Origin of the sequence: Streptomyces sp. HP-A2021, from assembly GCF_022807935.1 — a bacterium.
In the GTDB taxonomy this organism is placed as follows: Bacteria; Actinomycetota; Actinomycetes; order Streptomycetales; family Streptomycetaceae; genus Streptomyces; species Streptomyces afghaniensis.
In genome coordinates this window covers 1456192-1469599 of the sequence record NZ_CP094344.1, presented here as the reverse complement: position 1 = coordinate 1469599, position 13408 = coordinate 1456192, and the positions used below count along the sequence as shown (strand labels likewise).

General features: G+C 70.5%; 12 protein-coding genes. 9 read left to right on the top strand and 3 right to left on the bottom strand.

What is annotated here, in order from left to right; all coding sequences use genetic code 11:
- The first annotated feature begins 170 nt into the window (after nucleotides 1-170).
- Both MQE23_RS06645 and MQE23_RS06640 read left to right on the top strand, forming a co-directional pair.
- Nucleotides 171-2057: an ABC transporter ATP-binding protein gene (locus MQE23_RS06645; protein WP_020271600.1), complete on the top strand. Its 1887-nt coding sequence runs from the start codon at nucleotides 171-173 to the stop codon at nucleotides 2055-2057.
- A 102-nt stretch (nucleotides 2058-2159) separates the two neighbouring features.
- Nucleotides 2160-2666, top strand: a complete 507-nt coding sequence (locus MQE23_RS06640; RefSeq protein ID WP_020271599.1) for a hypothetical protein — start codon at nucleotides 2160-2162, stop codon at nucleotides 2664-2666.
- A 2-nt stretch (nucleotides 2667-2668) separates the two neighbouring features.
- On the opposite strand, the gene MQE23_RS06635 is transcribed toward MQE23_RS06640, so the two are convergent.
- A complete protein-coding gene (locus MQE23_RS06635) occupies nucleotides 2669-3652 on the bottom strand; it encodes a tripartite tricarboxylate transporter substrate binding protein (RefSeq protein ID WP_037668186.1) in 984 nt (327 codons plus the stop codon).
- 98 nt (nucleotides 3653-3750) lie between these two features.
- Between MQE23_RS06635 and MQE23_RS06630 the strand changes: the two genes are divergently transcribed.
- A complete protein-coding gene (locus MQE23_RS06630) occupies nucleotides 3751-5379 on the top strand; it encodes an ATP-binding protein (RefSeq protein WP_243382524.1) in 1629 nt (542 codons plus the stop codon).
- On the top strand, nucleotides 5376-6113 hold the full coding sequence (locus MQE23_RS06625) for a response regulator (RefSeq protein ID WP_020271596.1): 738 nt from the start codon (nucleotides 5376-5378) through the stop codon (nucleotides 6111-6113). The genes MQE23_RS06630 and MQE23_RS06625 overlap by 4 nt, the downstream gene beginning before the upstream one ends.
- 8 nt (nucleotides 6114-6121) lie before the next feature.
- On the opposite strand, the gene MQE23_RS06620 is transcribed toward MQE23_RS06625, so the two are convergent.
- Both MQE23_RS06620 and MQE23_RS06615 read right to left on the bottom strand, forming a co-directional pair.
- The gene (locus MQE23_RS06620; protein WP_020271595.1) at nucleotides 6122-6433 is read right to left on the bottom strand and encodes a hypothetical protein; all 312 of its coding nucleotides are present in this window, start codon (nucleotides 6431-6433) and stop codon (nucleotides 6122-6124) included.
- Between the two features lie 129 nt (nucleotides 6434-6562).
- A complete protein-coding gene (locus MQE23_RS06615) occupies nucleotides 6563-7510 on the bottom strand; it encodes a methionyl-tRNA formyltransferase (protein ID WP_020271594.1) in 948 nt (315 codons plus the stop codon).
- 262 nt (nucleotides 7511-7772) lie between these two features.
- On the opposite strand from MQE23_RS06615, the gene MQE23_RS06610 reads away from it, so the two are divergent.
- The 5 genes from MQE23_RS06610 to MQE23_RS06590 all read left to right on the top strand — a co-directional run bounded on the left by MQE23_RS06610 (nucleotide 7773) and on the right by MQE23_RS06590 (nucleotide 13394).
- Nucleotides 7773-9128 carry a lysine N(6)-hydroxylase/L-ornithine N(5)-oxygenase family protein gene (locus tag MQE23_RS06610; RefSeq protein ID WP_037668185.1) on the top strand — a complete coding sequence of 452 codons (1356 nt, stop codon included), beginning with the start codon at nucleotides 7773-7775 and terminating at the stop codon, nucleotides 9126-9128.
- Nucleotides 9129-9225: 97 nt separating this feature from the next.
- The gene (locus MQE23_RS06605; RefSeq protein ID WP_051185530.1) at nucleotides 9226-10284 is read left to right on the top strand and encodes an iron ABC transporter permease; all 1059 of its coding nucleotides are present in this window, start codon (nucleotides 9226-9228) and stop codon (nucleotides 10282-10284) included.
- Complete coding sequence (locus tag MQE23_RS06600) at nucleotides 10281-11342, top strand: iron chelate uptake ABC transporter family permease subunit (protein WP_243378543.1); 1062 nt, start codon at nucleotides 10281-10283, stop codon at nucleotides 11340-11342. Before MQE23_RS06605 ends, MQE23_RS06600 begins: the two co-directional genes overlap by 4 nt.
- Nucleotides 11343-11380: 38 nt before the next feature.
- Entirely contained in the window at nucleotides 11381-12220 is an 840-nt protein-coding gene (locus tag MQE23_RS06595; RefSeq protein ID WP_020271590.1) for an ABC transporter ATP-binding protein, read from the top strand.
- 115 nt (nucleotides 12221-12335) lie between these two features.
- Nucleotides 12336-13394, top strand: a complete 1059-nt coding sequence (locus MQE23_RS06590; protein ID WP_020271589.1) for an iron-siderophore ABC transporter substrate-binding protein — start codon at nucleotides 12336-12338, stop codon at nucleotides 13392-13394.
- Nucleotides 13395-13408 lie beyond the last annotated feature (14 nt).

Genomic DNA, 13408 nt, shown 5'->3' with positions numbered 1-13408 from the left:
CTTACGTACGGGGAGCGGCTGGGAGGAGAGCGTCATCGGGGCCTTTGCGGGGGACGGGGAGACGGCGAGCGGGGAAAAGGGGGTTCGGGCCGATTGTGCGGGATGTCGGGGCGATGTGCGAGCGCCTTGACCTCAAGATTGCTTGAGGTTCTACGTTCTCTCCCATGAGTATGGAGACCACAGCGTGGACACAACTGCACAGCGTCATGAACGCCCAGGAGGAGCGCCGCCCCCTCGCCCTCGCCACCCTGCGCCGCATCGGCGGGTTCGCCCGCCCGCACCGGCGCCGCATCGCCCTGTTCGTCCTGTTGGGCGTGGCAACCGCCCTGCTCGCCGTGGCGACCCCCGTCCTGGCCGGGAGTGTCGTCGACGCGATCGTCTCGGACGGCACCGAGGGCACCGTCGTACGCCTGTCCCTGCTCATCGCGCTGATCGCGGTGGCGGAGGCGGCGCTCGGCATCCTCGGCCGGAGACTGTCGGCGACGCTCGGCGAGCACCTCATCCTCGACCTGCGGACCGCCGTCTTCGACCATGTACAGCGCATGCCGGTGGCGTTCTTCACACGCACTCGTACGGGCGCCCTCGTATCCCGACTCAACAACGACGTCATCGGCGCCCAGCGCGCGTTCAGCAACACCCTGTCCGGAGTGGTCAGCAACCTCGTCACGCTGCTGCTCACGCTCGCCGTGATGCTCACGCTGTCCTGGCAGATCACCCTGCTCGCGCTGGTGCTGCTGCCGGTGTTCGTGATCCCGGCCCGGCGCATGGGCAGCCGGATGGCCCGTATGCAACGGGAGGCCGCGACGCTCAACGCGGCCATGGGCACCCGCATGACCGAGCGCTTCTCCGCACCCGGCGCCACCCTCGTCAAGCTCTTCGGCCGCCCCGAGGAGGAGTCGGCGGAGTTCGCCGAACGCGCCCGCCGGGTCGCGGACATCGGCGTCCGGACGGCGACCGCCCAGGCCGCGTTCATCACCGCCCTCACCCTGGTCTCCGCCCTCGCCCTGGCCCTCGTCTACGGCCTCGGCGGCACCCTCGCCCTGCGCGGCACCCTGGAGCCCGGCGCGGTCGTGTCGCTGGCGCTGCTCCTCACCCGGCTGTACGCGCCGCTGACCGCGCTCGCCGGGGCGCGGGTCGAGGTGATGAGCGCCCTCGTCAGCTTCGAGCGGGTCTTCGAGGTGCTCGACCTGAAGCCGCTCATCGAGGAGAAGCCGGACGCGCGCCGGGTGCCCGACGGGCCCGTGGCCGTCGAGTTCGACCACGTCCGCTTCGGCTACCCGTCCGCCGACAAGGTCTCCCTGGCGTCCCTGGAGGAGGTCGCCACGCTCGACAAGCGGGGCGGTGACGAGGTCCTGCACGACATCTCCTTCCGCGCCGAACCGGGGCAGACCGTGGCACTCGTCGGCTCCTCCGGAGCGGGCAAGTCGACCGTCGCGGGGCTGCTGCCGCGCCTGTACGACGTCGACGAGGGCGCCGTACGCGTCGGCGGCGTCGACGTCCGCGACCTGAGCGCACGGTCCCTGCGGGAGACCCTCGGCATGGTGACCCAGGACGGGCACCTCTTCCACGACACCGTCCGCGCCAACCTCCTCCTGGCCCGCCCCGCGGCCACGGACAGCGACCTGTGGGACGCCCTGCGCCGGGCCCGTCTCGACGACCTCGTACGGTCGTTGCCCGACGGTCTGGACACGGTGGTCGGCGAACGCGGCTACCGGCTCTCCGGCGGGGAACGCCAGCGCATGACCATCGCCCGGCTGCTGCTGGCCCGTCAGCGCGTCGTCATCCTCGACGAGGCCACCGCCCACCTCGACAACACCTCCGAAGCCGCCGTCCAGGAGGCACTCGCCGAAGCCCTCGAAGGCAGGACGGCGGTCGTGATCGCCCACCGGCTCTCCACGGTCCGGACAGCCGACCAGATCCTGGTCGTCGAGGCCGGCCGGATCGTGGAACGCGGCACGCACGAGGAACTCCTGGCGGCGGGGGAGCGGTACGCGGAGCTGTACCGGACCCAGTTCGGCGGGACGGAGAGCACGGTCGTGGAAGGGGCGGCCGCGTAGCCCGCCCGACCTGGGTGAACGGCTCCGGGCGCGCGTCCGTACCCCTGACGAGTACTCCTGCCTGCCCGCGAGGGCAGGACGGTCCGCATCCGGAGAGGCGACGTGTCCCAGCAGCAACCACACGCACGATCCAACCGCCGGCCCCTGTCCCGAGCCCTTGGGCCGCGCGCCGCCGCGCTCGCCGGCGCGCTGGTCGCACTGCCCCTCGTCACCGCCTGCGGCGGCGGTGACGACGCCACGCCGGCCGCCGCCGGCAGGACGTCGACGCCGAGCCGGTCCGCCGCTCCCGCCGCCGGGGTCGTCGCGCCGGCGAAGGTGGAGGTGATCGCCGGCCTGACCGGCTGCAAGGTGAAGATCCGCACCGAGGCGGACGAACTGCGCGAGGGCGTGTGCCACACGAAGAAGGGTGACTACCTCATCACCACCTTCCCCGAGGAGAAGCTCAAGGAGACCTGGCTGGAGTCCGCCAGCGTGTACGGGGGCAAGTACCTCGTCGGCATGCGCTGGGTGGTCAGCGCCAAGCCGGAGATGCTGGAGCCCCTCCGCGCGAAACTGGGCGGCACGGTCAGGGAGTTGCGGGGCATCGGCCCGAGCACGAGCGCCTCCTGACGTCACCGCTGTCCGAGCCGGCGGACGAGACCGGCGACCTGCTCGTCCTGCCGGGCCAGATAGGACTCGAAGGCGCGGCCGGTGGCGAACACGTCTCTCCAGCCGTGCCGGCGGAGCTCGGCCCGCCACTGGCGGGAGTCGTGCAGCTCGGTCAGCGCCTCGACCCAGCGCCGCCGGTCGGTGTCGCTGATGCCGGGCGGGGCCACGATGCCCCGCCAGTTGTCGAAGACCAGGTCGATCCCCGATGACTTCAGGGTCGGGACACCCGGCAGGACACCGACCGGCCGCTCGCCGGTGACGGCCAGGACCCGCAGCCGGCCGGCGCGGATCTGGTCGAGGAACTCGCCGAACCCGCTGGTGGCGATGGAGATCCTGCCGTCCAGCAGCGCGGGCAGCAGATCGCCGCCCCCACCGTCGTACGGCACGTACGCGACCTTCCGAGGGTCGATGCCGACCGTCTGCGCCAGCCGCATCGGCAGGAGGTGGTCGGGGCCGCCGACGGAGGAGCCGCCGCCCACCCTGATGCCCCCGGGGTCCCTGCGCCAGGCGTCCACCAGCTCGCCGATCGTCCGGTACGGCGAGTCCTTCCGGACGACGATCGCGCCGGACTCCTCGACGAGTCGTGCGATCGGGGTGGTCTCGGTGACGGTCACCTTCGACCCGGCGGCATGGGCGGCGCCCACGACTCCGAGGCCCATCTGGAGGGCGAGATCACCGTTGCCCTTCTCGTCGGCGAGACGCTTCAGGCCCACCGTGCCGCCGGCGCCGGGCAGATTGAACACCTGCACGTCCGAGGCGATCCCGGTCTCCTCCATGACCCGGGCCGCGGTACGGGCCGTGGTGTCGTAGCCGCCGCCAGGGGTGTTGGGCACCATGAGCCGCAGGTCCCGCGCCGGCCCGTCGCCCGGCCACCCACCGCACGCCCCGGCCGCCAGCAGGACCAGGGCGGCGCAGGCACCGAGCACGGCGCGTGCGGGACGTCTCATGACACCTCACTTCCGGTTTTCCCTGGCCGGCGTCATGATTGTGCGACTCGGCACATGAGCCGCCCCACCCTGTGTCGGCATTGAAGATTGAGTTCATTGTGGTCGCCACCTTTCGTCGCCATTCGCTCGCGGGCGAGATGCTGGTGCTCCAGCTCGCCATCGTCGTGGTGGTGCTGCTGGCGGTCGCCGCTGTCTCGCTCGCCCAGTCGCAGGCCACCTTCAACCGGGTCGAGGGACGCCGGGTGAGCGCGCTGGCCGAACAGCTGGCCGCCAACCCCCTCGTGCGCAGCCAGCTGGTGCGTCCCGCGCCGGGGGAGACGCTCGCCCCGCTGGTGCACGCCACGCAGGCGCAGTCCGGGGTGACCTCCGTGACGGTGGCCGACGCCTCCGGCCGGATCGTCAGCTCCACGAACCCCACGGTGGTCGGGGAGCGGCTGCCCGCCGAGCCGGGCGCCGACCAGGCGCGGGGCTGGTCGGGGCAGCTGACGGTGGACGGCAACCGCGAACTGGCCGCCCAGGTCCCCGTCCTCGGGGCGACGGAGGAGAACCTCGGCCGGATCCTCGGCACGGTGATGATCGGTGAGGCCGATCCGACGGTGTGGCAGCGGCTCAGCGGCGCCTCCTCGTATCTGCTCGCCTACCTGGGCATCGCCAGCGGGCTCGGCGTGGCCGGTTCCTGGCTGCTCGCGCGGCGCGTGAAGCGCCAGACCCTCGGGCTGGAGCCGGGGGAGATCGCGGGACTCGCCGAGCACCGGGAGGCGATGCTGTACGGGATCGCCGAGGGCGTCATCGCCCTGGACCCGCAGCACCGGCTCACCCTCGTCAACGACATGGGCCGCCGCCTGCTCGCCCTGCCCGAGGACTGTGTCGGCCAGAGCCTGGACGGCCTGGGCATCGACGGAAGGCTGCGCGACGTGCTGGCCGGCACCGCCGCCGGCAAGCGGGACGAGGTCGTCGTCCGCCACGGCCGGGTCCTGGTGATGAACCGGATGACCGTCACCAAGGACGGCCGGCTCCTCGGCTCCGTCACCACCCTGCGCGACCGCACCGAACTGGCCCGGCTGGAGCGGGAGATCGGCTCCTTCCGCAGTTCCTCGGAGCTGCTGCGGGCGCAGGCGCACGAGTTCGCCAACCAGCTGCACACCATCTCCGGGCTGATCCAGATCGGCGAGCAGGACGAAGTCGTGTGCTACATCCGCGCGTTGAACCAGCGCCGCCAGTCCCTTGACGTCACCCTCAGCCGCCGCGTGAGGGACACGGCGGTGGCCGCCCTGCTGATGGCGAAGGCGTCCCTCGCGGCCGAACGGAAGGTCAGCCTGCGCATCTCGGACGACACCGCGCTGGAGCGGCTGGCCCCGGAGGACGCCGCCGACGTGGCGACCGTGGTGGGCAATCTCGTGGACAACGCCGTCGACGCCGCCGCGCACGCAGGGGAACGGTGGGTCGAGGTGGCGCTGCGGCAGGACGCCTCCAGCGTGGAGATCGTGGTCCGCGACTCGGGGCCGGGCGTGGCGCCCGAACTGGCCCGCGAGGTGTTCTCCCACGGCTTCACCACCAAGGCCGCGCGGGAGGGCGAGCGCGGCATCGGACTGGCCCTGACCAAGCTGGTCTGCGAACGGCACGGGGGAGAGATCTCGGTGGCCAACACCCCCGACGGGGCCGTGTTCACCGCACGCATGACCGTCAGCCACCTCCCCGAAGCGGTGGCGGAAGGAGCGGCCCCATGACCGGAACGCGCGACATGACGGGAACGGACGACAGCACCGGAACGCGCGACAAGGCGGGCACGATCGACGTCCTCGTGGTCGACGACGACTTCATGGTGGCCCGGGTCCACCGCGCGTTCGTCGAGCGCGTCGAGCCGTTCCGGGTCGTCGGCGTGGCCCACACCGGCGGACAGGCGATCGAGGCCGTGGACGAACTGCGCCCCGACCTCGTCCTGCTCGACCTGTATCTCCCCGACCTCTTCGGCCTCGACGTCATCCCCCGGCTGCGCACCGCCGGCCACGACTGCGACGTCATGGTCATCAGCGCCGCTCAGGAGGCCGACACGGTCCGCGGCGCCGTCCGGCAGGGGGTCGTCGACTACCTGCTGAAGCCCTTCGACTTCGAGGACCTGCGCCCCCGCCTGGAGCGTTACGCCGCCCAGCGGGGCCGGCTGCTCACGGCGGTGGTGCGGGGCCAGGCCGACATCGACCGGGTCCTGGCCGGAGCCGGCGTCCCCGCACCGGCCCCCGCGCTGCCCAAGGGCATGAGCGTGGAGACCGCCGAACTCGTCCAGCGGGCCCTGCGCGAGGCGGACGGCACCCTGTCCGCCACCGAGTGCGCCGCGCTGACCGGCGTGTCCCGTGTGAGCGCCCGCCGCTACCTGGAGTACTTCCACGGCACCGGCAGCGCGGAGGTGTCCCTGCGCTACGGCGTCGCCGGCCGGCCCGAACGGCGGTACGCCTGGCGGGCGTGATCCCTTGTCTACGGCGGGCCGTTGTCCTGCGGAGCGGCCGGGGCCGGCAAGGGGGAGGGCGCGGGGGCCGGGACGGAGACCGTCGCGGCGGAGCCGCCTCGGCCCTCCGGTGTCGAGGCCCCCGGCTTCTGTGCCGTGTCCTGCGCGATCTTCACCGTGTACAGGCCCGGACTCTGGTCACGCCACTGCTGAGAGTCCGGGCCGGTGGCCGTGGCGGCGGTCAAGGGGAGCACCACGGCGCCGGTGAGCGCCAGGACCCAGCCGAGGACGGGGCTCAGGAGCGTGCCGGCGGTCCGGTGGTAGGTGTCGTGGTAGGCCAACTGTCGTCCCGGTGCTTCGACTCGACGTCATGTACTGCCCCCATTGGGACTCACTGTCGCAGCCGGCGCCGGCAAGAGGAATCTTGAAAATTAAAGCCCCACGCGTTGCACAGAAGTTTCACAGTCGCGTCAGGGCTGGTTGGTCAAGTAGCCGCCCATCGCGGTGAAGTACTCGGCCGCGGGCAGCTCCCGGCCGTCCTCGGTCCGGACGCGCGTGATGGCCAGGCCGCGGTTGCGGCCGGTGCGCGCGTCGGCCCCGGCGACGATCACCACGCCCTCGCCCTCGCGGTAGAAGATGCGGCCGGGCGTGCCGCCGTACCGCCCCTCGGAGACGACGGCGGCCAGGACCTCGAGTCGCCTGCCCTTGTGGAAGGTGAAGGCGCTGGGATACGGCTCGGACTGGGCGCGGACCAACCGCTCCAGGTCCTCGGCCGGCCAGGTCCAGTCGATGCGGCTGTCCTCGATGGACCGCTTGTGGAAGAAGCTCGCCCGGGAGCGGTCCTGCTTGGTGAACTCCGTCTGCCCGGAGGCGATGAGGCCGAGCGCGCCGATGGTGACCGGGGCGATGAGGTCGACCGTCTTGTGGAACAGGTCGGTCGCCGTGTCCGTCGGCCCGACCGCCACCGCCTCCTGTCGCACGATGTCGCCGGCGTCGAGCTCGTCGTTCATCATGTGCGCGGTGACGCCCACTTCGGGCTCGCCGTTGATCAGTGCCCAGATCAGCGGCGAGAAGCCGGCGTACTTCGGCAGCAGCGAGTCGTGCACGTTCAGCGTGCCGTGGCGCGGCAGGTCGAAGATGCGCGGCGGAATCCACGTACGCCAGTTGTTGGCCACGATGATGTCCGGGTCGGCCTCCTTGAGGCGCTCGAACAGCTCGTCGTCGTCAGGCCGGTTGCGGATCACGACCGGTACGCCGTTCTCCTCGGCGAGGTCGGCGACCGAGTCGCTCCAGATCTTCTCGTACGCGTGCTCGCTCTTGGGGTGCGTCACGACCAGGACCACGTCGTGCTCGGAGTCCAGGAGGGCTTGGAGGGTGCGGTGGCCCCAGGTCTGGTAACCGAACATGACGACCCGCATGGGGTTCCTCCTCGAAGCAGGGAATGGCCATGGTCAGTAAAGCAAGGCTTACCTAAGTGGTCAACGGGGCCAGTTTGCGCGCGGGTTGACGATCGACCACTTCCGCGTGTCCGTTTTGTCTATGGACAGCTCCAAAGGATGAGCTTAGCCTTACCTAAGTTTTGGGCCGTGCCTCTTCGGCGTGCCCGACTTCCGTACTTCCCGATGCTCGACCGACGGCTGCCTGCCCAGAAGGGCCGCCGCACCGCACGATGGGAGTGACATGGCACAGGCTCGTCCTGGCGACGCCCCTTTGATCCACGACCTCATAGGGATCGGCTTCGGGCCGTCCAACGTGGCCATGGCGATCGCGCTCAGCGAGCACAACGCAAGCGCCGCTGGGGGAGAGGCGGTCTCCGCTCACTTCTTCGAGCAGCAGCCGCGCTTCGGCTGGCACCGAGGCATGCTCATCGACGACGCGACCATGCAGGTGTCCTTCCTCAAGGACCTGGTGACGCTCCGGAACCCGGCCAGCGAGTACAGCTTCCTGTGCTACCTCAAGAGCAAGGGACGGCTGATCGACTTCATCAACCACAAGAACCTCTTCCCGCTGCGGGTGGAGTTCCACGACTACTTCGAGTGGGCCGCGGGCCAGGTCGACGACATGGTCTCCTACGGCCACGAGGTCGTCGGCGTCATGCCCGTCGTGCGCGACGGCGTTGTGGAGTACCTGGACGTGACGGTCCGGTCGGGGGAGGGCCTCGAGGTCCACCGGGCCCGCAACCTCGTCCTCGGCACCGGACTGCGCCCCCTCATGCCGGAGGGTGTGGAGCGCAGCGACCGCGTCTGGCACAACTCCGAACTGCTGGGCAGGGTCGACGCGTTGGAGGGCACCTCACCCTCCCGGTTCGTCGTCGTCGGCGCCGGGCAGAGCGCCGCCGAGAACGTCGCCTACCTGCACCGGCGCTTCCCCGAGGCCGAGGTCTGCGCGGTCTTCTCCCGCTACGGCTACAGCCCCGCCGACGACAGCGCCTTCGCCAACCGCATCTTCGACCCCGAAGCCGTCGACGAGTTCTTCGCGGCGCCGAAGGACGTCAAACACCGGCTGATGGACTACCACGGCAACACCAACTACTCCGTGGTGGACATCGACCTGATCGACGACCTGTACCGGCAGATGTACCAGGAGAAGGTCCTCGGCACCGAGCGCCTGCGCTTCCTCAACGTCTCCCGGCTCACCGGTGTCACGGAGACGCCGGACAAGGTCAGGGCCGCCGTCACGTCCCTCGTCAGCGGCGAGGAGACTCTCCTGGACGCCGACGTCGTGGTCTTCGCCACCGGCTACAGCCCCGCCGACCCCGTCGGTCTGCTCGGCGAGGTGGCCGACCGCTGTCTGCGTGACGACGAGGGCCGCGTCCGCGTCGAGCGCGACTACCGCATCGCGACGGAGCCCGACCTGCACTGCGGCATCTACCTCCAGGGCGGCACCGAGCACACGCACGGCATCACCTCGTCCCTGCTGTCCAACACCGCCATCAGGGTCGGCGAGATCCTCGACTCGCTCCTCGACCGCGGCCGCAAGTCCGCTTCCGACGAGGCCCGGACGGTCGCCGACGGAACCGGCAGCGCGGCCCGCTGATCCACTCACCGGCTCCGCCGTCACATCGCCGCGCCGCGCCAGGTGGGCCCACCCGGCACGCGCGGCGGCACTGATCAAAGGGATAACGTACGTCGACATGGGCACGATCACAGTGGAGCGCCCCACGTCCAAGGTCACAACTCAAGCCCGGCGGCGGCGAGTTGTGGGACTTGGTGCGCTGGTGCTGGTCCTCGTTGCAGCGGGGGCCGTGTCGTTGGCCGTCGGGGCGCGCGCGTTGAGCCCCGGCGAGGTGTGGCACGGGCTGTTCGCGGCACCGGAGTCCGACCAGCGGCTCACCGAGATCAGGCTCATCGTGGAGACCGTGCGGGTGCCCCGGACGGTGCTCGCGATCGTGGCGGGCGTCGCCCTGGGGGTCGGCGGGGCGCTCATCCAGGGGTACACGCGCAACCCGATCGCCGACACCGGCCTGCTGGGCGTGAACTCCGGCGCCTCGTTCACCGTGGTGACGGTGATCGCCGTGTTCGGGCTCTCCGACCCGTTCCAGTACATCTGGTTCGCCTTCCTCGGGGCGGCGATCGCCGGGGTCGTGGTCTTCGGGCTTGCGAGCATCGGCCGCGGTGCCGGGAACCCGCTGACGCTCGCCCTGGCCGGGCAGGGAGTCACGGTGTTCCTCGCGGCGATGACCACGGCGATCGCGCTGTCGGACCAGAAGTCGCTGAACGCGCTGCGGTTCTGGAACGCGGGCTCCGTGGCCGGCGTCGGATTCGGTGTCATCTGGCCGGTGACCGCGTTCATCGCGGCCGGACTGGTGCTGGCCCTGATCACGCTGCCGGCCCTCAACCTGCTCAACCTGGGTGACGACGTGGCGCGCGGCCTCGGGGTGAACATCGCACTGAGCCGGACCATCGGCATCACCGCCATCACCCTGCTGGCGGGCGCCGCGACGGCCGCGTGCGGACCCATCGCGTTCCTCGGGCTCATGGTGGCCCACGTGGCCCGGTACCTGACCGGCCCCGACTACCGCTGGCTGGTGCCGTACGCGGGACTGCTCGGCGCCATCGTGCTCCTGGTCTGCGACATCGTGGGCCGCCTGGTGGTGCGGCCGAGCGAGCTGGACGCGGGCGTCGTCGTCGCCCTGCTGGGCGCCCCGTTCTTCGCGGCTCTGGTGTGGCGAGGAAAGTTCAAGAACGCATGAACAGGACAGACGTGAAGCCGTCGGTGACGCCGGGCGTGCGGCTCGGCCAGGTGTCGTTCGTGTGGCGGCCGTGGATCGTGTGCGTCTCGGTGCTGCTCGCGGCGGCGACGTTCCTGGTGTTCTGCCTGTCCATCGGCGTCGGTGACTTCCCCATCGGGCTGCCCCAGGTGATCGCCACGATCGTCGGCCGGGGGGAACAGGTCGACGAGTTCGTGATCATGGATCTGCGGATGCCACGGGCCCTGGCCGGGGTCGTGGTGGGCATCGCGCTCGGGGTGTCCGGGGCACTCACGCAGTCCATCGCCCGCAATCCGCTGGCCAGTCCGGACGTCCTGGGGATCACGAACGGCGCCAGCGCGGTCGCGGTGTTCCTGGTGACGGTGTCGGGCGGGACGGCCGCGGCGATCGTCAGCTCCGTGGGCCTGTCGGCGGCGGCCCTCATGGGCGGTCTCGGCACGGGCCTGCTGGTGTACTTCCTCGCCTGGCGGCGCGGCATCGACGGCCTCCGGCTCATCCTCATCGGCATCTCGGTGAGTGCCGTGATGGAGGCCCTCACGACCTGGCTGCTGGTGACGGCCGACATCAGGGACGTGGCCCAGGCCCAGGCATGGCTGGTCGGCTCGCTGGACGACCGGTCGTGGGACGAGGTCCAGGTGGCGCTCTGGGGCACGCTCGCCCTCCTGGTCGTCGTGGCGGGCGCCGCCTTCCAGTTCAAGCCGATGCACCTCGGCGACGACGTCGCCGCGGGCCTGGGGGTCCGTTATTCGGCCGTGCGGGCGGTCCTCCTCCTGTGCGCCGTGCTGCTGGCCGGTGTGGCGGTGAGCGCGGCGGGCCCGGTCCCGTTCGTGGCGCTGGTGGCGCCTCAGGTGGCGATGCGTCTGGCGCGGTGCGCGACGCCGCCCATGGTGGCCTCCGCGTTGGTCGGTGCGCTGCTGCTGACCGGCTCGGACCTGGTCGCACGCACGGCACTGCCCGTCAGTCTCCCGGTCGGTGTCGTCACCGCGGCGATCGGCGGCCCCTTCCTCGTCTATCTGCTGGTACGGGCGAACCGCAGATAGCTGGTACAAAGTCAGGCGAGCCTAAGTAAGGGGGCCTTGTGGTCACTCAGTCCGTCACCGGGGTCGAGTCCGAGTCCGATCAGGCCTCCCGGCTGGCAGCCAGGGGCGTCACGGTCGGGTACGGCGCCCGGACCGTCATCGACGATCTCGACGTGGCGATACCCCCCGGGGTGATCACCACCATCATCGGCCCCAACGGCTGTGGTAAATCGACCCTGTTGCGGACCCTGTCCCGGCTGCTCAAACCGTCCAAGGGAACGGTCGTGCTGGACGGCGACGACATCGCCCGGCTCAGGACCAGGGACGTGGCGAGGAAACTCGGGCTGCTGCCGCAGGCGCCGGTCGCGCCCGAGGGACTGACGGTGGCCGACCTGGTCGCCAGGGGCCGCCATCCGCACCAGAGCTGGCTGCGGCAGTGGTCCTCCGACGACGCCGACGTGGTCGAACGCGCGCTGGCCATGACCGGCGTGTCCGACCTGGCCGACCGCCCGGTCGACGCGTTGTCCGGCGGACAGCGGCAGCGCGTCTGGATCTCGATGACCCTGGCCCAGGGCACCGATCTGCTGCTGCTGGACGAGCCGACCACCTATCTCGACCTGGCGCACGCGATGGACGTGCTCGATCTGGTCGACGATCTGCACGAGTCGGGATGCACCGTGGTGATGGTGCTGCACGATCTCAATCTGGCCGCGCGCTACAGCGACAACCTCGTCGTGATGCGGGCCGGGTCGATCCTGGCGCAGGGGCATCCCCGTGACGTGCTGACCGCCGAGCTGCTGCACGAGGCGTTCGGACTGCACGCCAAGGTCATCGACGACCCGGTGGGCGACCGGCCGCTCATCGTCCCGATCGGTCGCACGCACGTCCAACTCGACTAGTTCCTCATAAAGTTACGAAAGTAAGGCTAGGCTTACCTTACCGCCTTGCGGTACGGTTTGCCTGCCCTTACCCGGGGGCGTACTGGACAGTGCGAAAAAGCAAGGGGATTGACGGATGCTCCTCCACAGAACGACGCGCAGGACGCCATGGCGGCGGGCCGCGGCACTGATCTCCGCCGCGACGCTCGGCGTCGGCCTCCTGGCGGGCTGCGGTTCCGAATCGGACTCGGGCGACAAGGGCAGCGACACCACCTCGACCGCCGCGGCCGGCGCCTTCCCGGTCACCGTGGAGCACGCGTTCGGCACGACGAAGGTCACCGAGGCCCCGAAGCGGGTCGTCACCGTCGGCTACACCGACGACCAGAGCGTCCTGGCGTTCGGCATCAAGCCGGTCGGCATGACCGACCAGTACCCGAACCCGGCGGGGAAGAGTCCCGACATCAACACCCAGTGGCCCTGGGTGAAGGACAAGTGGGGTGACACCAAGCCCGAGGTCATCATGAAGAACGGTGACACCGGCCCCAACTACGAGAAGATCGCCGCCCTGCGCCCCGACCTGATCATCGCGGTGTACTCCGAGATCGACCAGGCCGGCTACGACAAGCTCTCCAAGATCGCGCCGACGGTGGCCCGCACCAAGGCCGAGAAGGAGCCGTTCAGCGCCCCCTGGCAGGACAACGCCCTGCACATCGCCAAGGCGCTCGGCAAGGCCGAGGAGGGCGAGAAGATGGTGCAGGACATCCAGACCAAGCTCGACGCGGCCAAGAAGGCGCACCCCGAACTCGCGAAGCAGAAGGCCGTCGTACTGTCCTGGTACGAGAACTCGGTGGCGCCCTTCACCTCCACCGACGTGCGCGGCCGGCTCGTGACGGGCATCGGCTTCAAGTACCAGACCGAGATCGACAAGGTCGCGGACGGCAGTTTCTACACCAAGCTCTCGCCCGAGCGCGTCGACCTGGTCGACGTCGACCGCATCTTCGTGATCAACGACAAGGCCGACACGGCGGCCCTGAAGAAGTTCAAGCTGTTCGCCAACCTGGACGCAGTGAAGAAGGGCAACGTGTCCTACCTGCTGGACAGTGAGGGCCCGGCGGTCGGCGCGGCCATCTCCCAGGGCACGCTGCTGTCCATGCCGTACGCCGTCGACGAGCTCGTGAAGTCGGTGGCCGAGTAGCGATGCCGGTCACC

Excerpts from the sequence above, each read along its gene's own strand:
- MQE23_RS06645 (WP_020271600.1), top strand. The coding sequence starts at position 171 with ATGGAGACCACAGCGTGGACACAACTGCACAGCGTCATGAACGCCCAG.
- MQE23_RS06635 (WP_037668186.1), bottom strand. The coding sequence starts at position 3,652 with ATGAGACGTCCCGCACGCGCCGTGCTCGGTGCCTGCGCCGCCCTGGTC.
- MQE23_RS06625 (WP_020271596.1), top strand. The coding sequence starts at position 5,376 with ATGACCGGAACGCGCGACATGACGGGAACGGACGACAGCACCGGAACG.
- MQE23_RS06615 (WP_020271594.1), bottom strand. The coding sequence starts at position 7,510 with ATGCGGGTCGTCATGTTCGGTTACCAGACCTGGGGCCACCGCACCCTC.
- MQE23_RS06610 (WP_037668185.1), top strand. The coding sequence starts at position 7,773 with ATGGCACAGGCTCGTCCTGGCGACGCCCCTTTGATCCACGACCTCATA.
- MQE23_RS06605 (WP_051185530.1), top strand. The coding sequence starts at position 9,226 with ATGGGCACGATCACAGTGGAGCGCCCCACGTCCAAGGTCACAACTCAA.
- MQE23_RS06600 (WP_243378543.1), top strand. The coding sequence starts at position 10,281 with ATGAACAGGACAGACGTGAAGCCGTCGGTGACGCCGGGCGTGCGGCTC.
- MQE23_RS06590 (WP_020271589.1), top strand. The coding sequence starts at position 12,336 with ATGCTCCTCCACAGAACGACGCGCAGGACGCCATGGCGGCGGGCCGCG.